This window comes from Pseudomonas sp. B20 (assembly GCF_020515755.1).
Classification (GTDB): domain Bacteria; phylum Pseudomonadota; class Gammaproteobacteria; order Pseudomonadales; family Pseudomonadaceae; genus Aquipseudomonas; species Aquipseudomonas syringae.
This window is the reverse complement of record NZ_JAHPJG010000001.1, coordinates 61345-81572: the sequence shown is the minus strand read 5'-3', so window position 1 is coordinate 81572 and position 20228 is coordinate 61345. Positions and strand designations below refer to the sequence as shown.

Genomic DNA, 20228 nt, shown 5'->3' with positions numbered 1-20228 from the left:
ATCCATTGGCTGGCGATCTTCACCAGCGACTAGGGCTTTTTCTTCAGGCGTATCAGCGTTCATACCATTGATTCCATTCATTATTGAAGCTCCATTTATTTAACAGCAACGCAACTTTAAGCCGCCCCTCACCTGGCAAGCACATATTTATTTGCGGGGTGCAAAAAAGACCGGAGCATTTGCCTGCCGCCATGGATAGCGGCAGGCAGACTCGGGGGTCAACGACGAGCGTTGAGTTGTTGCGACAGGTTCTGGATCTGGCTGGTCAGGGTATTGATGTTACGAGTCACCTGAGCACGAAACGCATCGAACTCAGCCGTATTGGCTTGCGCTGCAGGAGCCGGGCGGTTTTCCTGTTCACTTTTCAGCACCATCAGGTCCTGCTCCAGGCGCTCTACAGCGGCAGACGGGTTGCCCTGTTTTTTCAACGTGGCGACATCGGCTGCCACGCTTTTGATCTGCGCATCCAGCTTGCCCTGATCGGCCTGAGCGGTCTTCAGGTCAGGCAACGCCGCCTTCAGGGTGGTCAGTTCAGCGACGACGCTTTTGAGCTGCTCCTGCAACTGCGCGTTTTCACTCTGCTGCTGGGCGGTTTGCGCGGCCATCTGCTCCAGACGCTTGTCGAGACTGCCCTGCTGGCCTTCGACCCCTTCGCGCTGCTTGTCCTGATCTTCCAGTTGCGCTTCGAGCAACTTGATACGCTGCTTGAGCGCCTCGCCATCACTGGAAAGCGCTTCGGTCGCGACCACCTTGCCGGAAATATCCTGCAAGCGCCCCGCTGCTTCTTCGCTGATGCGCGCGAAGCTTTCCTGAGTCGCCACCAACTGCTGTTCCATCAGGGAAACCTGCTGAAAGCTCCACCAGCCCAGCCCGCAGAAGGCGATGAACAGCGCACCGACCAACGCCCACAAAGGCCCGGTGCTCGGCGCCTTGACCTTGACTACAGGCGTGGTGCGCGAATAGACGGTGGTGCGCTCGCGTGCGCCATTGCTCGGCGCGAAGTCGTCGTCATCGTCCTTGGCGCTCAGGCTGGGAACGTCATCGACGTCGTCGTAGGGATCGTTGCGCATGAATAACCCTTCAGGAAGCTGTTAAATCAAAGTTGAGCAGTATAACAACAGCGCAGAATCAATCTCACTGCGCTACTGCCGCATTCAGATCGCGTGCTGTGCCTGCCACCAGCCACAGAATTCATCCAGCGCCGCCCACAGGCTGACCTGGGGCTGATAATCCAGATAATGCCTGGCGCGGCTGATATCAAGCGTAAAATCCGTGTTCATGACCTGCATGCCCACTCTCGACAGGGTAGGTTCAGGTCTGCCCGGCCACAGCATACAGGCAGCCTCATTGATCGCCGCAGCGCTGTAGGCCAGCCCGTACGAACGATAACGGGTGGCCTGCGGCAAGTGCATCTGGCGCATCACGTAATTGATCGCGTCCCACAGCGGGACCGGCGTGCCATTGCTGATGTTGTAGGCCTTGCCCAGTGCCGAACCCGTTGCCAGCAAACTGCTCAGCAAGGCTTCGTTGAGGTTCTGCATGCTGGTGAAATCCACCACGTTCAAGCCATTGCCGACGATCGACAGGCGCCTCTTGCGCTGCATGTGCAGCAAACGCGGGAAAATGCTGTTATCGCCCGCACCGGTGACAAAGCGTGGCCGCAGGGCGATGACTTCCAGCCCGAACTCTTCGGCACCGAAAACCTTTTGCTCGGCCAGGTATTTGGTGGCCGCGTAGTGATTGTGAAAGCGCTTGGGCACCTGCTCTTCCTTGATGCCACGGTGCGAGTAGCCATCAAAGTAGATCGACGGCGAGGACAGATGAACCAGCCTTCGCACCCTTTGTTTCAGGCAGCCCTCGACGATGTTTTCCGTGAGCTGCACGTTGCCCTGCATGAAATCCTGGCGACGTCCCCACGTACCGACCGAGCCCGCGCAATGCACGACCGCTTCCACGTCATCGCACAGTGCGCGCACCAGATAAGGATCGGCGAGGTCGCCCTGGATAAACTCGGCACCGCGCCTGACCAGGTGCTCGACACCTTCGGCACGACGGCCATTGATCCGCACGCTCATGCCCTGCTCAAGGGCAAAACGCGCAAAGCGTCCGCCGATGAAGCCGCTCGCGCCGGTGACCAGAATCTTCATTTACCGCTCCATTAACGCGTCTGCAGGAAAGGAAAACCCTGCCTGCATGGATTACACATGATCCTGTTGACGATCAGTCTTCGCTCAGCGGCACCAGCCAGTGAGCCGAATGTTGCGCAAGATGTTCGGTGAGGCGCGTCAGAAGCTGCCCACCATTGCGCCAATGATGCCAGTAGAGCGGCACATCGATGCAACGGTCCGGCAGCAATTCGAGCAGCGTGCCGTTGCGCAACTGGTCGCGCACCTGCAACTCGGGCGCCAGCCCCCAGCCCATCCCCGCCTCGATCATACGGATGAAACCTTCGGAAGAAGGACACAAATGATGCTCGAAGCCGTCCTGAACACCCAGCAGTGCCAGGTAACGATGCTGCAGAAGATCGTCCGGCCCGTATACCAGTGCCGCTGCTCTGGCGAGTGTTTCCGGGCTGACGCCGTCCGGAAAATGGCGGGCGATGAACGCCGGACTGGCCAGCGCCCGGTAGCGCATCGCCCCCAGCAACTGGCTGCGGGCTCCGGCCACCGGACGCTCGCTGCCACACAGGCAGGCCGCTACCTCACCGGCGCGCATGCGCTTGAGGCCTACGTCCTGATCTTCGACAACCAGATCCAGCAGCAAACGGTGTTGCGTACAAAACGCGCCAATGGCCGGCGCCCACCAGGTTGCCAGACTGTCGGCATTCAGGGCGATGCGCAAACGCTCGGGCATGCCCTCCTCGTCCAGTGCAGGCACCTGGCTTTGCAGGTCGCGCTCCAGCAAACGAACCTGCTGCACGTGATTGAGCAGGCGCCGGCCGATGTCGGTCGGGCTCGGCGGCGTGGCGCGGACCAGCACCGGCAGGCCAATGCGTGCCTCCAGCAATTTGATGCGTTGCGAGACCGCTGACTGAGAAAGCCCCAGCACCTGAGCAGCGCGCTCGAACCCGGCTTGCTCGATCACCGCCGCCAGCGCTGACAGCAGTTTATAGTCGAACATCAGTTTTCCTAATGAGCGATGAAGATTATTGGTTTTCCTTATATCCCCCGAGCCCTAAGAATGGCTACCTGAATCTGCTCAATGGAACATCCTTATGTGGCAAAGCTACCTCAACGGGCTGCTGATCGCGGCAGGCCTGATCATGGCTATCGGAACTCAAAATGCTTTTGTGCTGGCTCAGGGCCTGCGTCGTGAACATCACGTGGCCGTGGCGATGCTGTGCATTGTCTGCGACGCCCTGCTGGTAGCGGCAGGTGTGTTCGGTCTGGCCAATGTGCTGGCGCAGAATCCGACCCTGCTGGCGGTGGCGCGCTGGGGCGGCGTCATATTCCTGAGCTGGTACGGCCTGCAGGCACTGCGCCGCGCCTGCTCGCGGCAAAGCCTGGAGCACAGCGCAGCGGTTGGCAGAAAATCGCTGCGCACCGTGTTGCTCAGCGCATTGGCGGTCACCTTGCTGAACCCGCATGTCTATCTGGACACCGTGTTGCTGATTGGCTCGCTGGGCGCACAACAAGGCGTACCTGGCGCGTATGTCGCCGGCGCAGCCAGCGCTTCGCTGCTGTGGTTCTCGAGCCTGGCCCTGGGCGCGGCATGGCTTGCTCCCTGGCTGGCGCGCCCTGCCACCTGGCGCATGCTGGATCTGATGATCGCAGTGATGATGTTCAGCGTGGCCTTCCAGTTGATCCGCTCAGCCTGACGGATTTCATGACCGCAGAGTCAAACCCGTGGGAACCTCTATCCCACACAGTTGTTGCGTGGTTAAGGCGCAGACCCGGTGCTATGATCCGGGGTCTGCGCCGCAAAAGAGTAAAACTCCCGGTGCATGCTGTATCTGGCCGCCCGTGATCGGCCGTGCGACTACCGCAATTGACCTGAAAGGAGATAAACCATGGCTTTTGAATTGCCGCCACTGCCCTACGCCAAAGACGCTCTGGTGCCGCACATTTCTGCGGAGACTCTGGAATATCACCACGACAAGCATCACAACACCTACGTCGTGAACCTGAACAACCTGGTGCCTGGCACCGAGTTCGAAGGCAAGACCCTGGAAGAGATCATCAAGACCTCCTCGGGCGGTATCTTCAACAACGCCGCTCAGGTCTGGAACCACACGTTCTACTGGAACTGCCTGGCCCCTAACGCTGGCGGCGAGCCTACCGGCGCTCTGGCCGAAGCCATCAACAAGGCATTCGGTTCCTTCGACAAGTTCAAGGAAGAGTTCAGCAAGACGTCCATCGGCACTTTCGGCTCCGGCTGGGGCTGGCTGGTGAAGAAGGCTGACGGCTCCCTGGTACTGGCCAGCACCATCGGTGCCGGCAACCCGCTGACCAGCGGCGACACCCCGCTGCTGACCTGCGATGTGTGGGAACACGCCTACTACATCGACTACCGCAATCTGCGTCCGAAGTACGTAGAAGCGTTCTGGAACCTGGTGAACTGGGACTTCGTGGCCAAGCAATTCGCAGCCTGAGTCCAGCGTCATCGAAAAAACCCGGCCTCGCGTCGGGTTTTTTATGTTCTCCGGCCTGTAAAGGTTGCTCACCAGACGCCTGTTTCACAGACAGCGTAGAACACCAGCCTGCCCGTCAGGCGAATCGCAAATCTTTTTTCGCCTGCCGCTCGTACTTTGTGTATTGTCAGAAAACGCTCGCTGACTCGTAATACAACTTAATTCTCTATGACGTAATTCTTTACAGTGTTCTGCTCTAGTTACCTACCTGGCCACCCGACGCATTTAGGTGGCTTTGGCCAGCAGGTGCAAGGAACGCGAAGATCAGCCAGGCGCACCGGTTGTGACAAGGTCATAGCGTGCGGGTCTGGTTTTTCGAGGGTCATGAGGCGATATGCCCTCCGACACGAACTAAGGAACGGCCATTGAAGCTGGAACTCAAGAACAGCCTGTCGGTAAAGTTGCTGCGCGTTGTGCTGCTTTCGGCGCTTCTGGTAGGCGTCCTGCTCAGCTGTGCGCAAATCGTCTTCGACGCCTACAAGACACGTCAGACCGTAGCGAACGATGCCGAGCGAATTCTCGGCATGTTCCGCGATCCGTCGACGCAGGCCGTCTACAGCCTGGACCGCGAGATGGGCATGCAGGTCATCGAAGGCCTGTTCCAGGATGACTCGGTACGCATGGCGTCCATAGGGCACCCCAACGAAAGCCTGCTCGCCGAGAAAAACCGGCCGCTGAAAACCTCCTCTACCCGGTGGCTGACAGACCTCATCCTCGGCCAGGAGCGCAGCTTCACCACTCAACTGGTAGGCCGCAGCCCTTACAGCGAGTATTACGGCGACCTGCGCATCACGCTGGACACCGCCAATTACGGCGAAAGCTTTCTGGTCAATGCCGGAATCATCTTCATCGCGGGCGTACTGCGTGCGCTGGCAATGGGGCTGGTGCTGTATCTGGTCTATCACTGGCTGCTGACCAAGCCGCTGTCGAAGATCATCGAGCACCTGATCGCGATCAACCCCGACCGCCCCAGCGAACACCAACTGCCGCTGCTCAAAGGCCACGAGAAAAACGAACTGGGGATCTGGGTCAACACCGCCAACCAGTTGCTCGCATCCATCGAGCGCCACACTTACCTGCGCCATGAGGCCGAGAACAATCTGCAGCGCATGGCGCAGTACGATTTCCTCACCGGCCTGCCCAATCGACTGCAGTTGCAGACACGGCTGGACAGGATTCTGGAAGACGCGGGACGCCAGCAACACAGAGTGGCGGTTCTTTGCGTGGGACTGGATGACTTCAAGGGCATCAACGAACAGTTCAGCTACCAGTCCGGCGACCAATTGCTGCTCGCACTCGCTGATCGTCTGCGCGCGCACAGCGTAAGGCTCGGGGCACTGGCGCGCCTGGGCGGCGACCAGTTTGCGCTGGTGCAATCCAACATCGAGCAGCCCTACGAGGCGGCAGAGCTGGCGCAAAATATTCTGGATGAGCTGGAAGCGCCGTTCATCGTCGGCGATCAGCAGATTCGACTGCGGGCAACCATTGGCATCACGCTGTTTCCCGAAGACGGCGACAGCACCGAGAAACTGCTGCAAAAAGCCGAACAGACCATGACACTGGCCAAAGCCCGCTCGCGCAACCGGTATCAGTTCTACATCGCCAGCGTGGACAGCGAAATGCGCCGCCGCCGCGAACTCGAAAAAGACCTGCGCGAAGCCCTGCCACGCAATCAGTTGTACCTGGTCTATCAACCGCAGATCAGCTATCGCGATCACCGTATCGTCGGTGTGGAAGCGCTGATCCGCTGGCAGCATCCGGAGCATGGCCTGGTGCCGCCGGACGTATTCATCCCGCTGGCCGAACAGAACGGCACCATCATCGCCATCGGGGAATGGGTGCTGGATCAGGCCTGCCGCCAGCTGCGCGAATGGCTCGATCAGGGCTTCACGGATTTGCGCATGGCAGTCAACCTGTCGACCGTGCAGTTGCATCACGCCGAACTGCCGCGCGTGGTCAACAACCTGCTGCAGATCTACCGCTTGCCACCGCGCAGCCTGGAACTGGAAGTGACCGAAACCGGGCTGATGGAAGATATCAACACTGCCGCCCAGCACTTGCTGAGCTTGCGACGTTCCGGCGCCTTGATTGCCATCGATGACTTCGGCACCGGCTATTCATCGCTGAGCTACCTGAAAAGCCTGCCGCTGGACAAGATCAAGATTGACCGCAGCTTCGTGCAGGACCTGATCGATGACGACGATGACGCCACCATCGTGCGAGCCATTATTCAGTTGGGCAAAAGCCTGGGCATGCAAGTCATTGCCGAAGGCGTGGAGACCGTCGAGCAGGAGGCCTATGTGGTGACCGAGGGCTGCCACGAAGGCCAGGGCTATCTGTACAGCAAGCCGCTGCCGGGTCGGGAGTTGCTGGCTTACCTCAAGCAGTCGCGTCAGGACCACACCGCCAGTCTGTGAACCGGCTTGCACGCGACCGGCCATTCAAGCCATCTTGAAACCGACTGTTACAACCTGCCGAATGCCTGAACACGCCCACACAGGCGTTTTGCCTTTACATCGAATGCAAATCTTTCGCATTATGTCGCAGATTTTATGGGCGCCCGCCCGCCATCACCTTTATCGACGCAGGATTCAGTCATGATTCGTATGCCTCTGGCAACCGCTAGTCTGTTGGCCATCGCTATCTCTCTCGCCGGTTGTGGCGAAGGCAAGGACAAGGCTGCCGCCCCGGCACCCGCGCCAGCCGCTGCTCCGGCGACGCCGGCTGTGACGCCTGCGGCCCCTGCTCCGGCAGCCGCTGCCCAGACTGACGACGCGGCGGCCAAGGCTGTGGTCGCGAACTACACCAACATGGTGTCCGCTGTGTTCGACGATGCCGAGGCCGGCGCGAAAAAACTCAGCACTGCCGTCGACGCTTTCCTGGCCAAACCCAATGATGAAACCCTGAAAGCCGCCCGTGAGGCGTGGATCGCTGCGCGTGTGCCTTACATGCAGAGCGAAGTCTTCCGTTTCGGCAACACCATCATCGACGACTGGGAAGGACAGGTTAACGCCTGGCCCCTGGACGAAGGCCTGATCGACTATGTGGCCAAGGATTACCAGCACGCGCTGGGCAACCCGGGCGCCACTGCCAATATCATCGCCAACACCGAAATTCAGGTCGGTGAAGACAAGGTCGACGTGAAGGAAATCACCTCCGAAAAACTCGCCAGCCTGAACGAGCTGGGCGGTTCCGAGGCCAACGTCGCCACCGGCTACCACGCCATCGAATTCCTGCTCTGGGGCCAGGACCTGAACGGTACCGGCCCTGGCGCCGGCGCACGTCCGGCCAGCGATTACCTGCAAGGGGCTGGCGCAACCGGCGGCCACAATGACCGTCGCCGCGCCTACCTCAAGGCCGTCACCGACCTGCTGGTCAGCGACCTTGAAGAAATGTCCGGTAACTGGAAGGCCGGCGTGCCCGACAACTACCGCGCCACGCTGGAAGCCGAATCCGGCGAAAGCGGTCTGCGCAAAATGCTCTTCGGCATGGGCAGCCTGTCGCTGGGTGAACTGGCGGGCGAGCGCATGAAAGTCGCACTGGAAGCCAACTCCAGCGAAGACGAACACGACTGCTTCAGCGACAACACGCACAACTCGCACTTCTACAACGGCAAGGGCATTCGCAACGTTTACCTCGGCGAGTACACCCGTACTGACGGCACCAAGGTCAGCGGGCCGAGCCTTTCGTCTCTGGTCGCCAAGGCAGACCCGGCCACCGACGCCACCTTGCGCGCCGACCTGGACGACACTCAGGCCAAGTTGCAGGTCATCGTCGATCACGCGAACAAGGGCGAGCATTTCGACCAGTTGATCGCTGCCGGCAACACGGCTGGCAATCAGGTGGTGCGTGACGCCATCGCCGCGCTGGTCAAACAGACAGGCGCTATCGAGCAGGCGGCTGGCAAGCTGGGCATCACCGATCTGAACCCGGACAACGCCGATCACGAGTTCTGATCAACGGCGTTTGTAGCGGTAATAATCAATGCCGGTCAGTTCGCTGACCGGCATTTTTTGTGTCTGATTGACAGGCATCGCTTGCAACTGCCGTGCGCGTTGGCCTGCGACATGGGCGGACTCACGAGCATCAATACAACGTATCCGCAATACGCCCCGGCAGCGCCTTGTCATAGGCTTCGCCGTCGATCTGCTCCGCCGAAACCGCTTTGAGAATCTGCCCGGCAGTGGGTAGCGCACTGCGTTCGACGTGCTTCGCCGGGTCCCACAAACCGGACCGGATGGTCGCCCTGCTGCACTGGAAATACACGCTGGTCACTGAAATACGCAGGACAGACCTGGGCAATTGGCCCTTCACTGCGAAGCGCGACAGCAACTCGGGCTCAACCGATATCTGTGCGGTTCCGTTGACGCGCAGGGTTTCACCCACGCCGGGTATGAGGAACAGCAGCGCGACGCGCGGATCGTTGACGATGTTGCGCAGCGTATCAATGCGGTTGTTGCCGCGTCGGTCCGGCAGGTAAAGCGTCTTGCTGTCCTCGATATGCACCAGGCCCGCCTGATCTCCACGTGGAGAAGCATCGAGCCCGTCAGGGCCGGCAGAGGCAAGCACGGCGAACGGTGCCTGCTCGATGAAAGGCCGGTAGACCTCGTGAATGTGGTCAACTTCCTTGATGAGCGAAGGAGGTGCAATCGGACCATAGATCGCTTCAAGTGCCTGGATGGTGGTCACGAACGCGCTGTTGTCCGGGCTATTCATTGGATAATCTCTGCTGGCCGTTGGTGTATGAATGCTGCCAGCGTCATGTGACTGATCGTGTGAAGCAGCCTGCGCAGCATAGGCAAAAACATCAGGACCCGACCAGCCTCAAAGATTCGTAACATCACATTGCATGAGACGTCGCAAACGATAATCCCTCTTATTCAAACCGCACGAGGCTGATAAGCTTGCACGCCCCGATTTTTCGCCCCGTTGCAGGATGTCTATGAGTACGCGGCTCCGTCTATCACTTGCCTTGCTCACGACCCTGGTCCTGAGCGCATGCGATGACGCCCCGCGTTTCACGCATGCCGAGCCGGGAGAAGCCTTGTCCGGTGGCAGCGCTACCGTCAGGAAGAGCGACCAGAACGCTTTCTCCATGCCCTCGGCCAATCTGGCCCCCGTGCGGCGGCTGGATTTCAGCGTCGGCAACAGCTTCTTCCGCAGCCCGTGGGTGATTGCGCCGTCGACTACCACGGCTCGCGATGGGCTGGGGCCGTTGTTCAACACCAATGCCTGCCAGAACTGCCACATCAAGGACGGTCGCGGTCACCCGCCAGAGGCTGGCGACAGCAATGCCGTGTCCATGCTGGTCAGGCTGTCGATTCCCGATGACCCGGCCTATGCCGATCTCATAAAGCGCAACGGCGTGCTGCCCGAGCCGGTTTACGGCGGGCAATTGCAGGACATGTCGAACCCCGGCGTAGCGCCCGAGGGCAAGGTGCGGGTCGAGTACGATGCGCTGACGGTCGAATTTCGCGATGGCACGTCAGTCGAACTACGCCAGCCGACCCTCAGGATTACCCAGTTGGGCTATGGCCCCATGCACCCCGATACTCACATCTCGGCACGCGTAGCCCCGCCAATGATCGGCCTGGGCTTGCTCGAGGCTATTGCCGATGATGCCATCCTTGCCAATGCCGACCCCGATGACAAGAACGCCGATGGCATCTCGGGACGCCCCAACTGGGTCTGGGATGACGCTCAGCAAAAAGTGGTGATGGGCAGGTTTGGCTGGAAAGCCGGCCAGCCCAACCTCAACCAGCAGAACGTGCACGCTTTTTCCGGCGACATGGGGCTGACCACCAGCCTGCGCCCTTTCGATGACTGCACGCCGGCCCAGACCGACTGCCTGGCTGCGCCCAATGGCAATGGCCCGGAGGGCGAACCGGAAGTCAGCGAAAACATCCTGCGCCTGGTGGAGTTCTACACCCGCAACCTGGGTGTTCCGGCGCGCCGTAAGGTGGACGACCCGCAGGTGCTGGCAGGCAAGAACCTGTTTTTCCAGGCGGGCTGCCAGCAATGCCACACCCCCTCTTTCAAAACCCGTAGCGACGCCGCCGAACCCGAGCTGGCCAATCAGGAGATTCGCCCGTACAGCGACTTGCTGCTGCACGACATGGGCGAAGGGCTGGCCGATAACCGCACCGAGTTCCAGGCCACCGGTAGTGAGTGGCGCACTCCGCCCTTGTGGGGGCTTGGCCTGACCGGCACGGTAAGCGGACACACCCAACTGTTGCACGACGGTCGCGCGCGTAATGTGCTTGAGGCGATACTGTGGCACGGCGGCGAAGCCCAGGCGGCGCAGCGTCAGGTTCTGGCTTTTGACGCACCGCAACGTGAAGCGCTGCTGGCCTTCCTGAATTCGTTATGATTGCGCCCTTTGCAGAATCTTCCTGTTCTAACATCTTCCTTTCAGAAATAAGGAGCCGGACATGTTCCGACCCAAGTTGTTGCTGACCAGCCTTGCGGCACTTGCCTTGGGTGCCTGCTCGCCATCCGACCCTCAGGCGGTAACGTCCGCAGCGATTGCCAAACAGGTCATCCTGCCGACCTACAGCCGTTGGGTGGAGGCTGATCGTCAGTTGGCAGCCAGCGCCTTGGCGTTCTGCCAGGGCAAGACTGATCTGGCCACAGCCCGCGCCGACTTTCTGAAAGCACAGAAGACCTGGGCCGAGTTGCAACCGCTGTTGATCGGCCCTCTGGCCGAAGGCAATCGCGCCTGGCAAATACAGTTCTGGCCAGACAAGAAGAATCTGGTGGGCCGTCAGGTCGAGCAACTGGTGACTGCACAGCCACAGATCACCGCTCAGGAACTGTCCAAGGCCAGTGTCGTGGTGCAGGGCTTGTCCGCCTACGAATACATCCTCTTCGACGCTGACATCGACATGGCCAATGCCGAGCAAAAAGCGCGCTATTGCCCGCTGCTGATGGCCATCGGTGAACGCCAGAAGCTGCTTGCCGAAGAAATCCTCAACAGCTGGAACAGCACCGACGGCATGCTCGCGCAACTGAGCAAGTTCCCCAATCAGCGCTACGCCGACTCCCACGAAGCGATTGCCGAATTGCTGCGCGTTCAGGTCACCGCCCTCGACAGCCTGAAGAAAAAGCTCGGCACGCCATTGGGTCGTCAGAGCAAGGGGCAGCCGCAGCCGTTCCAGGCAGATGCCTGGCGCAGCAAGTCGTCGCTCAGCAGCCTGGAAGCCAGCCTGATCAGCGCCGAGACGGTGTGGACCGGTGTCGACAACAAGGGCTTGCGCAGCCTGCTGCCCGCCGAGCAGAAACCGCTGGCCGACAAAATCGATGCCGCCTACGCTAACAGCCGCAAATTGCTGTCGGAACTCAAACCGCCACTGGCCGACCTGCTGGCCACGGATGCAGGACGCCAGCAACTCAATGCGTTTTACGACAGCCTGAATGCCGTGCACCGCCTGCACGAAGGCGAGCTGGCCAAGGCCCTCGGCATTCAATTGGGTTTCAACGCCAACGACGGCGATTGATCAAGAGGTATATGTGATGTTGCGACGTCAGGCCATGGCGCTCGGCAGTCTTCTGCGCAGCGCCTGCACGCTGGGTGGCTGGACCCTGTTCAAGCAAAAGAACACACGCCCCTTGTTGCTTTCCGCTCGCGACGATGGCGACGGCAAACACTATGCGGTGGGTTTCAAGCTCGACGGAACGCAGGTATTCGCGACTCAGGTGGGCCAGCGCTGCCACGACATCATCAATCATCCCGACCTGCCACTCGCGGTGTTCATCGCCCGTCGTCCTGGCACTGAAAGCTACCTGATCGACCTGCGCGATGGCCGCTTGCTGCAAACCATCGTGTCGCAGCCTGACCGCCACTTCTACGGCCATGCTGTGATTCATCGCGACGGCGAATGGCTGTATGCGACGGAAAACGACACCCGCGATCCAGGCCGCGGTTTATTGGGCGTCTACCGCTTCGTCGACGAGCGACTGGTGCACTCGGGCGAGATCCCCACGCATGGCATCGGCCCGCATCAGGTCTCCTGGATGCCGGACGGTGAAACGCTGGTGGTCGCCAATGGTGGCATTCGCACCGAAGCGGAAAGCCGGGTAGAGATGAACCTTGACGCCATGCAACCCAGCCTGGTCATCATGCAGCGTGACGGTACCTTGCTCAGCAAGGAAGCGCTTTCCCAGCAGATGAACAGCGTGCGCCACATGGGCATCGCCAGCGATGGCACCATCGTCGCGGGTCAACAGTTCATGGGCGACAGCCACGAGTTGGCCGAACTGCTGGCCATCAAGCGTCCAGGCCAGCCATTCCAGGCGTTTCCGGTGGCAGAAGAGCAATTGCGCGCGATGGCCCACTACACCGCCAGCGTCGCGGTACACAGTGACCTTCGACTGGTAGCCCTGACGGCCCCCCGCGGCAACCGCTTCTTTATCTGGGATCTGGACAGTGGCGCATTGAAACTGGATGCGCCGTTGCCGGACTGTGCGGGAGTCGGCGCTGTAGCCGACGGCTTTGTCGTGACCTCAGGCCAGGGACGCTGCCGCTTCTATGACTGTCGCAAGGCGCAGCTGCTGGCCCAGCCGCTGGACCTGCCAGCCGGGTTGTGGGACAACCATCTTCATCTGGCTCAGGTGGGTTAGGTAAGGGAACCCAGGGCTTCAGTTTTTGATCCCGGTACCCTGCGCCAGGCTGTACATGAACAGCAACAGGTCGTGGTCCGGCTGCACGTTCACAAGATTCTTCGCCACGCGTGGCAATGGGCAGTGGCCCTCGCCGTGCTGCGTGGTGAGGATGCGGGTAGACGGTTGTTCAAGCGCCGCTACGGCGACGGTGGCAACTGCCAGTGCACCGAAGATAAACAAACCTCTTGCCATTTCTAGCTTCATGACTCTAAACCTTTGATAGAGCTGCCAAACGCTGCATGATAAAAGTAGATCAACTTCTGCCAGTCTGCAGCGCTGAATGACGAATGGCGTCGTAGCTGTTTCATATCGTGCTGGGCTGCGCCTTGAGCGGTAAGGCGACGACGGCCCTTCTCGAGATCGAGCAAGGCGACCTCGACGTTGGCGTCCGCCCCTTCCCCCGTCACCCGCACGAAAATGTGCTTGATGTACAGACAGCTGTGCTGCCAGCGGCCCAAGTGCATGCGGGCCAGAGTGGCTGCCACTTCCTTGAGCACACGCTCGTAGAACAGCTCGCCATGGCGCTCACGCCCTCCGGCAGCCTGCCACTTTTCAATTTCCTCGAAGCCTTCCAGCGCTACGGTGACCAGCAATGCCCGCCAGGCATTGTCCTCGCCCCGTTCGGCACCGCAAAACACCACTTCGGGGACGACGACGCCAAGTTTGCGAAGACCTTCAAGCGCCTCGCGCTCGCGCAGTACAGTGGGCCGGCCCAGCGGGTGTAGCAGGCTGCGGTAGATGTGACCTGTCTGACGTTTGGCATAGAGGGTCTGTCCATCGTCCATGACCAACCGCTGCACACCACTTTCTCCACCGCGACGCACATTGGGTTCTTCAACCCATTCGCCACGCTGGCTCCAGAACTGATCGAACTCGTTCTGGATCGGGTTCACAACTGGCTCTTTCACGGACTGCAAACCCATCTTTTTACCTTTTACGTAGGACATAGACTCGCCACATGGCGTACATGGGCAGGAAATCCATTCGGTTCTGAATGCGAAATCCTGCCTGCTCAAATTCGGTTTCTGCGGTAACAACAGGTAACACAAAACGATTCTGGTAACTTTCCCGCCCGGTTTTTTGCTGGCGTTTGTTCTCGAGGCGCGCACGCTTCCATGCCTTGAAATTGCCATCCACCCAGATGGAGACGATCACGCTGTCACGGGTTACGCGTTGAAACTCGCGCAATAGAGCCATCCGGTCGCTGGACTGACCGACGTGGTGCAACAAGCGCATGCAGAAGATGCTGTCTACTGCGTTATCAGGCAGGTCGATGGCAAAGGCAGATGTCTGCAAAGGTTGTACCCTTTTTACAACGTCTGCCGGCTGCGAGGCACAGGCGGTACTGAGCATGTCCGCGGAGTTATCGGCACCGATGATCGAGCGGTTCGGCTTCTCGGCCAATAACGGCCAGAAGCGCCCAGCACCACAAGGCAGGTCCAGCACCAGGCCTGGGTCCCCGGCCATGTGCAGCGCCTTTCTCGCCAGCTGTTCATCGCGATGATGCGACAGCTTGCGCCAGATACCGTCCTGATGCTTTTCCAGGTACTGGCGGGCGTGTGTCTTGTCGTACTTTCGGGAAAACTCGAGTTCGATGCGATCGCTCATGAGAGCAGCTCCTGATGTTGATGGGGGCCAAACTAAAGGCACCGCCGTCACCGTCAGGTCATCTGAATGTGAAAAAAATGTTACCTTTTAACGTCAGGTGTTTCGAGATTTTACAGAGAGTTAGAGGCCGTGTGTGGCCAATCGACGAAGTGCAGTCAATTGGCCGCTACCCAATAAGGCCGGTCTACTCGAGAGAAAGGTCAGGGTTTGATCACGTTGAGCGTCACCTTGAACCGGCAACCATGGGGCTCCATAGGGGTGAGATCGACGCTCCATCCCTGGTTGGTACAAATGCGCTGCACCAGTGACAGGCCGAGGCCCAGCCCCTCTCCGCGCTGCTCATTGCCACGTACGAAAGGCTCGAACATCGCCTCGCGCTTCTCCTCGGGAATGCCCACGCCGCTGTCCTCCACGGTGAAGCTTTCTGCGTGCAGGGTCAGCGCGATGAATCCGTGATCGGTGTAATGCAGCGCGTTACGCAGCAAGTTGCCCATCACGGCATGCAGGAAGGTCGCGTTGTAACGAATATCGGACAGCTGGTCATCGGCAGGTGGCGTGTAGGTCAGCTGCAGCCCCTTGCTCTCTATCGGGTCACGCCACTGGGAGATCAATTGTTCGGCCACCCCGACCAGCGTGGCCTTGGGCGTCATGGCCGGGTCTTCGCGCTGGGTGCGAGCGAGCATCAGGAAGGTTTGCACCAGATCGCGCATTTCTTCGCAGGCACGGCCGATACGCTCGACCTGACGACGGCCGCGCAAATCGAGCGCAGGGTTTTCCAGCAGCAGCTCACAAGAGCTGGCCAGCACCATCAATGGCGTACGCAGTTCATGGCTCACGTCGCTGGTGAACATGCGCTCACGAATCAGCGCCTGCCGCAAGCGACCCAATGTTGCGTCGAAGGCCACCGCCAACTCGCCGACTTCGTCAGCGGCATAGTCGGGCGCCAGAGGCGGTGCCAGTCCAAGCAGCTGGTCACGGTGGCGAACCTGCCGGGCCAGACGCACTACAGGCGCCATGACCCGGCGAGCCAGCACCCAGCCCAGAAACACCGCCAGCGCCAGGGCCAGAACGAAACCGACCAGCACGACGGCGAACAGCACCCGCTCACGCTCTTCAAAATCGCTCTGATCCTGCAACAGGGCGTAATGCCGGCCATCCACCACCTCGATCATGGCGTGGTAGGACAACGGCCCGCGGAACACCTCATGGAAACCTGGCTCAAGGTGACGAATATCCTTGGGCAGGTCGAAGTCGCCCGGACCATTGGTGAAATAGAACAACTGGTCGGGCTTGGGCCGGTGGCTCCAGTCGCTGACACTGTCCATCAGCATCAGACGATTGAGGTCACCCCCGAGGCCGGCGGAAATCAGCTTTTCTTCGACCAGGTGGACGGTGGAGATGATTCCGATGGCGAACGACCCGGCGACCAGTGCACTCATCAATGCGAAGGCAATGATGATCCGTTGCGCAAGACTCTGTTTAAACTCCATCCCGGCCCTCGGCCAAGCGATAGCCCACGCCATGCACGGTCTGCAACAGCGGCTTGCCAAACGGTTTGTCGATCACCTGACGCAACTGGTGCACATGGCTGCGCAGGCTGTCGCTGTCCGGGCAGTCATCGCCCCACAGCGCTTCTTCGAGAATCTCACGACGCAGCACGTGCGGGCTTTTCTGCATCAGTACGGCGAGCAGCTTGAGGCCGACCGGGTTGAGCTTGAGCATGCGCCCCTCACGCGTGACCTCGAGGGTGTCGAGGTCGTAGACCAGATCGGCCACCTGCAAGGTTCGCCGCCCGCCGCCTTGGGCACGACGCAATACCGCTTCGATCCGCGCGGCCAGTTCAGACAGGGCAAACGGCTTGAGCAGGTAGTCGTCAGCACCGGAGCGGAAGCCCTGCAGACGGTCGTCCAGTTGATCACGGGCGGTGAGCATGATGACCGGCGTGTCGCGCCGGGCATCTTCGCGCAGGCGCTTGCACAGGGTGTAGCCGTCGATACCGGGCAGCATGATGTCGAGAACGATCAGGTCGTAGTGCTCGGTGGCTGCCAGATGCAGTCCTGAGAGGCCATCCTGGGCGCAATCGACGGTATAGCCTTTCATGCCCAGGTAATCGGCCATGTTCGCCAGGATGTCGCGGTTGTCTTCAACCAGAAGAATTCGCATAAAACACTCTCATATGCAGTTTGGGCTGGCGCAGCTTAAGACGAAGTGGGCGTGAGGGCCAGCGCCGAAATGGCATGACGTTTTTTTCACCTATGATTCATAAGGCTCATGACACACTTTGAGACGAACCGTCGCACACAATAATCGCGGCATGCCCTTCAAAGATCTGGATTCGATATGTCGAAAACCGTCGCTCCACCCTATTCCCGCTCTATCAACCCGTGGATTTACCTGGGTATTCCTGTCGCCGTGGCACTGATCCTCATGCTGCTTGAACTGACTTCCCTGGACATGGACATCGCCAAGCTGGCCTTCGATCCGGTCAGCGGACAGTTCATCGGCAGGCACAGTTATTTTCTCGAAGACGTTCTCCACGACCGCGCCAAACAGCTGGTCATGGTGTTCGGCGCGGTGGCCATGATCGGCTTTGCGGCGTCCTTCAAGGTAGAGCGCCTGATCCCGTGGCGCAGAGAGTTGGGTTGCCTGGTGCTGTCCATGGCGCTTTCAACTGCCTTCGTTACCCCGGTGAAAGTGGTGACGTCAGTGCAATGCCCCTGGAGCCTGAAAGAATTCGGTGGGCAGGAAACCTATAGCGAACTGTTGAGCCCACGCCCTGCGACCGATAAACCGGGACGCTGCTGGCCGGGCGGGCATGCGGCGACCGGCTTTACCCTGTTCGCGCTGTTCTTCGCTTTTCGCGACCGTCGTCCACGGATGGCGAAAATGGGCCTGGCTCTGGCGTTCGGCCTTGGAACGGTGTTCTCTGTCGGGCGGATGCTGCAAGGTGCGCACTTCTTTTCCCATAACATCTGGACCGCAGTGTTCTGCTGGCTGATCTGTCTGGGGGTTTATTACTTCGTGCTTTACCGACCCGAACCCAAGGGGCTCGAGAACAGCAAGGTACAACCGACGCATTGATTGATCCGACACACAAAGACCATAAAAAAACCCCGCACAAGGCGGGGTTCTTTATGGGTGTAACGCTGGGGGTAAAGCTGGCTTACATCATGCCGCCCATACCACCCATGCCGCCCATGTCCGGCATGCCGCCGCCTGCTGGCTTGTCGTCAGGCACGTCAGCGATCATCGCTTCGGTGGTGATCATCAAGCTGGCGATGGAGGACGCCGCCTGCAGAGCAGAGCGAGTCACTTTGGCCGGGTCAAGGATACCCATTTCGATCATGTCGCCGTATTCGCCGGAAGCAGCGTTGTAACCGTAGTTACCCGAACCCTGCTTGACCTTGTCGACAACAACGCTTGGCTCATCGCCGGAGTTGGCAACGATCTGGCGCAGCGGCGCTTCGACTGCACGACGCAGCAGAGCGATACCGACGTCCTGATCAGCGTTGTCGCCTTTCAGACCTTCGATAGCCTGCAGGGAGCGAACCAGTGCCACGCCACCGCCAGGTACCACGCCTTCTTCAACGGCTGCGCGGGTTGCGTGCAGGGCGTCTTCAACGCGGGCTTTCTTCTCTTTCATCTCGACTTCGGAACCGGCACCGACCTTGATCACTGCAACGCCGCCAGACAGCTTGGCCAGACGCTCTTGCAGTTTTTCCTTGTCGTAGTCCGAGCTGGTGTCGCCGATTTGCTGGCGGATCTGGGAGATACGCGAGTCGATATCGGTTTTCACGCCAGCACCATCGATGATGGTGGTGTTTTCTTTGTTCAGGATGACGCGCTTGGCATTACCCAGGTGTTCCAGGGTAGTGGTTTCCAGGCTCAGACCGATCTCTTCGGAGATAACGGTACCGCCAGTCAGAACAGCGATGTCCTGCAGCATGGCCTTGCGACGATCGCCGAAACCTGGAGCCTTGACGGCTGCAACTTTCACGATACCGCGCATGTTGTTGACCACCAGAGTCGCCAGCGCTTCGCCTTCAACGTCTTCGGCAACGATCAGCAGAGGACGGCCAGCCTTGGCGACTGCTTCCAGAACCGGCAGCATTTCGCGAATGTTGGAGATCTTCTTGTCGACCAGCAACAGCAGCGGGCTGTCCAGCTCGGCAACCATGGTGTCCGGCTTGTTGATGAAGTACGGGGACAGGTAACCACGGTCAAACTGCATGCCTTCTACAACAGACAGCTCGTTTTCCAGGCCCGAACCTTCTTCAACGGTGATAACACCGTCTTTGGTCACTTTTTCCATGGCTTCGGCAATGATGTCGCCGATGGAGTGATCAGAGTTGGCCGAGATGGTGCCGACCTGGGCGATTGCCTTGGTGTCGGTGCATGGCTTGGACAGCTTCTTCAGCTCGGCAACAATGGCGATGGTCGCCTTGTCGATGCCGCGCTTGAGGTCCATCGGGTTCATGCCGGCAGCGACAGCCTTCAGGCCTTCGTTGACGATGGCCTGAGCCAGAACGGTAGCGGTAGTGGTACCGTCGCCTGCGTCATCGTTGGCACGGGAGGCAACGTCTTTGACCAGCTGCGCGCCCATGTTTTCGAAACGGTCTTTAAGCTCGATTTCCTTGGCAACCGAAACACCGTCTTTGGTGATCAGCGGAGCGCCAAAGCTTTTCTCGATGATAACGTTACGGCCTTTAGGGCCCAGGGTCGCTTTAACTGCGTCAGCCAGGACGTTTACACCGGCGAGCATTTTTTTGCGGCCAGAATCGCCGAATTTAACTTCTTTAGCAGCCATGATCATTATTCCTTGAATACTTAGTAGTAACGGAAGTCAGCGGGAGCACTCAGCCTTCGACGACAGCAAGAATCTCGTTCTCGCTCATCACCAGCAGGTCTTCGCCGTCTACTTTCACTGTGTTGCTGCCGGAATAAGGGCCGAACACAACCTTGTCACCCACTTTCACAGCCAGCGCACGTACTTCGCCGTTGTCCAGCACGCGGCCGGTACCCACAGCAACGATCTCGCCGCGGTTAGGCTTTTCAGCAGCCGAACCTGGCAGAACGATACCGCCGGCAGTTTTCGTTTCTTCTTCACTGCGACGGATGACGACGCGGTCATGCAGAGGACGAAGCTTCATTGTCGATCTCCTGATTATGTTTGTTTGATCGTCCGGTGAGTGCACCGGCCGGTTTAAATCCGGACTTGCCGGTTACGGTTCGACGCGCGAACCGCAGAATACGGTCTGGCCTTCAGGCCAGAAACCTTGCGGTGACCCATACATAAGGGCGAGCAAAGTGATTACAAGTCTTGGGTAGA

General features: G+C 59.5%; 19 protein-coding genes. 8 read left to right on the top strand and 11 right to left on the bottom strand.

Annotated elements, in window-relative coordinates:
- Positions 1 to 218: 218 nt before the first annotated feature.
- From LIX91_RS00380 to LIX91_RS00370, 3 genes are all read right to left on the bottom strand, one after another.
- A complete protein-coding gene (locus tag LIX91_RS00380) occupies positions 219 to 1070 on the bottom strand; it encodes a hypothetical protein (protein ID WP_003413292.1) in 852 nt (283 codons plus the stop codon).
- A gap of 84 nt (positions 1071 to 1154) precedes the next feature.
- A complete protein-coding gene (locus LIX91_RS00375; RefSeq protein ID WP_226487802.1) occupies positions 1155 to 2147 on the bottom strand; it encodes an NAD-dependent epimerase/dehydratase family protein in 993 nt (330 codons plus the stop codon).
- Between the two features lie 73 nt (positions 2148 to 2220).
- Positions 2221 to 3120, bottom strand: coding sequence for a LysR family transcriptional regulator ArgP (locus LIX91_RS00370; RefSeq protein WP_003413294.1), 900 nt, complete (start codon positions 3118 to 3120; stop codon positions 2221 to 2223).
- Between the two features lie 94 nt (positions 3121 to 3214).
- On the opposite strand from LIX91_RS00370, the gene LIX91_RS00365 reads away from it, so the two are divergent.
- The 4 genes from LIX91_RS00365 (at position 3215) to LIX91_RS00350 (ending at position 8586) form a co-directional block, all read left to right on the top strand.
- Entirely contained in the window at positions 3215 to 3817 is a 603-nt protein-coding gene (locus tag LIX91_RS00365) for a LysE/ArgO family amino acid transporter (RefSeq protein ID WP_003413296.1), read from the top strand.
- Between the two features lie 192 nt (positions 3818 to 4009).
- A complete protein-coding gene (gene sodB, locus LIX91_RS00360) occupies positions 4010 to 4591 on the top strand; it encodes a superoxide dismutase [Fe] (RefSeq protein ID WP_226487801.1) in 582 nt (193 codons plus the stop codon).
- A gap of 404 nt (positions 4592 to 4995) precedes the next feature.
- Positions 4996 to 7047 (top strand): putative bifunctional diguanylate cyclase/phosphodiesterase, encoded by a 2052-nt coding sequence (locus LIX91_RS00355; protein WP_003418731.1) that lies wholly within the window; start codon positions 4996 to 4998, stop codon positions 7045 to 7047.
- A gap of 180 nt (positions 7048 to 7227) precedes the next feature.
- Positions 7228 to 8586: an imelysin family protein gene (locus tag LIX91_RS00350; RefSeq protein WP_100072507.1), complete on the top strand. Its 1359-nt coding sequence runs from the start codon at positions 7228 to 7230 to the stop codon at positions 8584 to 8586.
- Between the two features lie 130 nt (positions 8587 to 8716).
- On the opposite strand, the gene LIX91_RS00345 is transcribed toward LIX91_RS00350, so the two are convergent.
- The gene (locus LIX91_RS00345) at positions 8717 to 9346 is read right to left on the bottom strand and encodes a pyridoxamine 5'-phosphate oxidase family protein (protein ID WP_103696100.1); all 630 of its coding nucleotides are present in this window, start codon (positions 9344 to 9346) and stop codon (positions 8717 to 8719) included.
- A gap of 226 nt (positions 9347 to 9572) precedes the next feature.
- Between LIX91_RS00345 and LIX91_RS00340 the strand changes: the two genes are divergently transcribed.
- From LIX91_RS00340 to LIX91_RS00330, 3 genes are all read left to right on the top strand, one after another.
- Positions 9573 to 11000 (top strand): di-heme oxidoredictase family protein, encoded by a 1428-nt coding sequence (locus LIX91_RS00340; RefSeq protein ID WP_226487800.1) that lies wholly within the window; start codon positions 9573 to 9575, stop codon positions 10998 to 11000.
- 61 nt (positions 11001 to 11061) lie between these two features.
- Positions 11062 to 12126, top strand: coding sequence for an imelysin family protein (locus LIX91_RS00335; protein WP_003413318.1), 1065 nt, complete (start codon positions 11062 to 11064; stop codon positions 12124 to 12126).
- Positions 12127 to 12142: 16 nt separating this feature from the next.
- Positions 12143 to 13249, top strand: a complete 1107-nt coding sequence (locus tag LIX91_RS00330) for a DUF1513 domain-containing protein (protein WP_103689428.1) — start codon at positions 12143 to 12145, stop codon at positions 13247 to 13249.
- Between the two features lie 18 nt (positions 13250 to 13267).
- Here LIX91_RS00330 and LIX91_RS00325 read toward each other — a convergent pair whose 3' ends face one another.
- The 5 genes from LIX91_RS00325 to colR all read right to left on the bottom strand — a co-directional run bounded on the left by LIX91_RS00325 (position 13268) and on the right by colR (position 17062).
- Positions 13268 to 13495, bottom strand: a complete 228-nt coding sequence (locus LIX91_RS00325; protein ID WP_024683819.1) for a hypothetical protein — start codon at positions 13493 to 13495, stop codon at positions 13268 to 13270.
- Positions 13492 to 14214, bottom strand: a complete 723-nt coding sequence (locus tag LIX91_RS00320; protein WP_032703175.1) for a lipopolysaccharide kinase InaA family protein — start codon at positions 14212 to 14214, stop codon at positions 13492 to 13494. The genes LIX91_RS00325 and LIX91_RS00320 overlap by 4 nt, the downstream gene beginning before the upstream one ends.
- A gap of 4 nt (positions 14215 to 14218) precedes the next feature.
- Positions 14219 to 14899 carry a class I SAM-dependent methyltransferase gene (locus LIX91_RS00315; protein WP_003418744.1) on the bottom strand — a complete coding sequence of 227 codons (681 nt, stop codon included), beginning with the start codon at positions 14897 to 14899 and terminating at the stop codon, positions 14219 to 14221.
- Between the two features lie 200 nt (positions 14900 to 15099).
- Positions 15100 to 16389: a sensor histidine kinase gene (locus LIX91_RS00310; RefSeq protein WP_003413322.1), complete on the bottom strand. Its 1290-nt coding sequence runs from the start codon at positions 16387 to 16389 to the stop codon at positions 15100 to 15102.
- Positions 16379 to 17062, bottom strand: a complete 684-nt coding sequence (gene colR / locus LIX91_RS00305) for a two-component system response regulator ColR (protein WP_002555020.1) — start codon at positions 17060 to 17062, stop codon at positions 16379 to 16381. The genes LIX91_RS00310 and colR overlap by 11 nt, the downstream gene beginning before the upstream one ends.
- Positions 17063 to 17239: 177 nt before the next feature.
- Between colR and LIX91_RS00300 the strand changes: the two genes are divergently transcribed.
- On the top strand, positions 17240 to 17980 hold the full coding sequence (locus LIX91_RS00300; RefSeq protein WP_074997141.1) for a phosphatase PAP2 family protein: 741 nt from the start codon (positions 17240 to 17242) through the stop codon (positions 17978 to 17980).
- 82 nt (positions 17981 to 18062) lie between these two features.
- On the opposite strand, the gene groL is transcribed toward LIX91_RS00300, so the two are convergent.
- Together groL and LIX91_RS00290 are read right to left on the bottom strand one after the other, a co-directional pair.
- Positions 18063 to 19706, bottom strand: a complete 1644-nt coding sequence (gene groL, locus LIX91_RS00295) for a chaperonin GroEL (RefSeq protein ID WP_003413326.1) — start codon at positions 19704 to 19706, stop codon at positions 18063 to 18065.
- 49 nt (positions 19707 to 19755) lie between these two features.
- The gene (locus LIX91_RS00290; RefSeq protein ID WP_003304675.1) at positions 19756 to 20049 is read right to left on the bottom strand and encodes a co-chaperone GroES; all 294 of its coding nucleotides are present in this window, start codon (positions 20047 to 20049) and stop codon (positions 19756 to 19758) included.
- Positions 20050 to 20228: the final 179 nt, after the last annotated feature.

Excerpts from the sequence above, each read along its gene's own strand:
- colR (WP_002555020.1), bottom strand. The coding sequence starts at position 17,062 with ATGCGAATTCTTCTGGTTGAAGACAACCGCGACATCCTGGCGAACATG.
- LIX91_RS00365 (WP_003413296.1), top strand. The coding sequence starts at position 3,215 with ATGTGGCAAAGCTACCTCAACGGGCTGCTGATCGCGGCAGGCCTGATC.
- LIX91_RS00335 (WP_003413318.1), top strand. The coding sequence starts at position 11,062 with ATGTTCCGACCCAAGTTGTTGCTGACCAGCCTTGCGGCACTTGCCTTG.
- LIX91_RS00345 (WP_103696100.1), bottom strand. The coding sequence starts at position 9,346 with ATGAATAGCCCGGACAACAGCGCGTTCGTGACCACCATCCAGGCACTT.
- LIX91_RS00315 (WP_003418744.1), bottom strand. The coding sequence starts at position 14,899 with ATGAGCGATCGCATCGAACTCGAGTTTTCCCGAAAGTACGACAAGACA.
- LIX91_RS00350 (WP_100072507.1), top strand. The coding sequence starts at position 7,228 with ATGATTCGTATGCCTCTGGCAACCGCTAGTCTGTTGGCCATCGCTATC.
- groL (WP_003413326.1), bottom strand. The coding sequence starts at position 19,706 with ATGGCTGCTAAAGAAGTTAAATTCGGCGATTCTGGCCGCAAAAAAATG.
- LIX91_RS00370 (WP_003413294.1), bottom strand. The coding sequence starts at position 3,120 with ATGTTCGACTATAAACTGCTGTCAGCGCTGGCGGCGGTGATCGAGCAA.
- LIX91_RS00290 (WP_003304675.1), bottom strand. The coding sequence starts at position 20,049 with ATGAAGCTTCGTCCTCTGCATGACCGCGTCGTCATCCGTCGCAGTGAA.
- LIX91_RS00330 (WP_103689428.1), top strand. The coding sequence starts at position 12,143 with ATGTTGCGACGTCAGGCCATGGCGCTCGGCAGTCTTCTGCGCAGCGCC.
- LIX91_RS00340 (WP_226487800.1), top strand. The coding sequence starts at position 9,573 with ATGAGTACGCGGCTCCGTCTATCACTTGCCTTGCTCACGACCCTGGTC.
- LIX91_RS00300 (WP_074997141.1), top strand. The coding sequence starts at position 17,240 with ATGTCGAAAACCGTCGCTCCACCCTATTCCCGCTCTATCAACCCGTGG.
- LIX91_RS00375 (WP_226487802.1), bottom strand. The coding sequence starts at position 2,147 with ATGAAGATTCTGGTCACCGGCGCGAGCGGCTTCATCGGCGGACGCTTT.
- sodB (WP_226487801.1), top strand. The coding sequence starts at position 4,010 with ATGGCTTTTGAATTGCCGCCACTGCCCTACGCCAAAGACGCTCTGGTG.
- LIX91_RS00320 (WP_032703175.1), bottom strand. The coding sequence starts at position 14,214 with ATGGGTTTGCAGTCCGTGAAAGAGCCAGTTGTGAACCCGATCCAGAAC.
- LIX91_RS00325 (WP_024683819.1), bottom strand. The coding sequence starts at position 13,495 with ATGAAGCTAGAAATGGCAAGAGGTTTGTTTATCTTCGGTGCACTGGCA.
- LIX91_RS00310 (WP_003413322.1), bottom strand. The coding sequence starts at position 16,389 with ATGGAGTTTAAACAGAGTCTTGCGCAACGGATCATCATTGCCTTCGCA.
- LIX91_RS00380 (WP_003413292.1), bottom strand. The coding sequence starts at position 1,070 with ATGCGCAACGATCCCTACGACGACGTCGATGACGTTCCCAGCCTGAGC.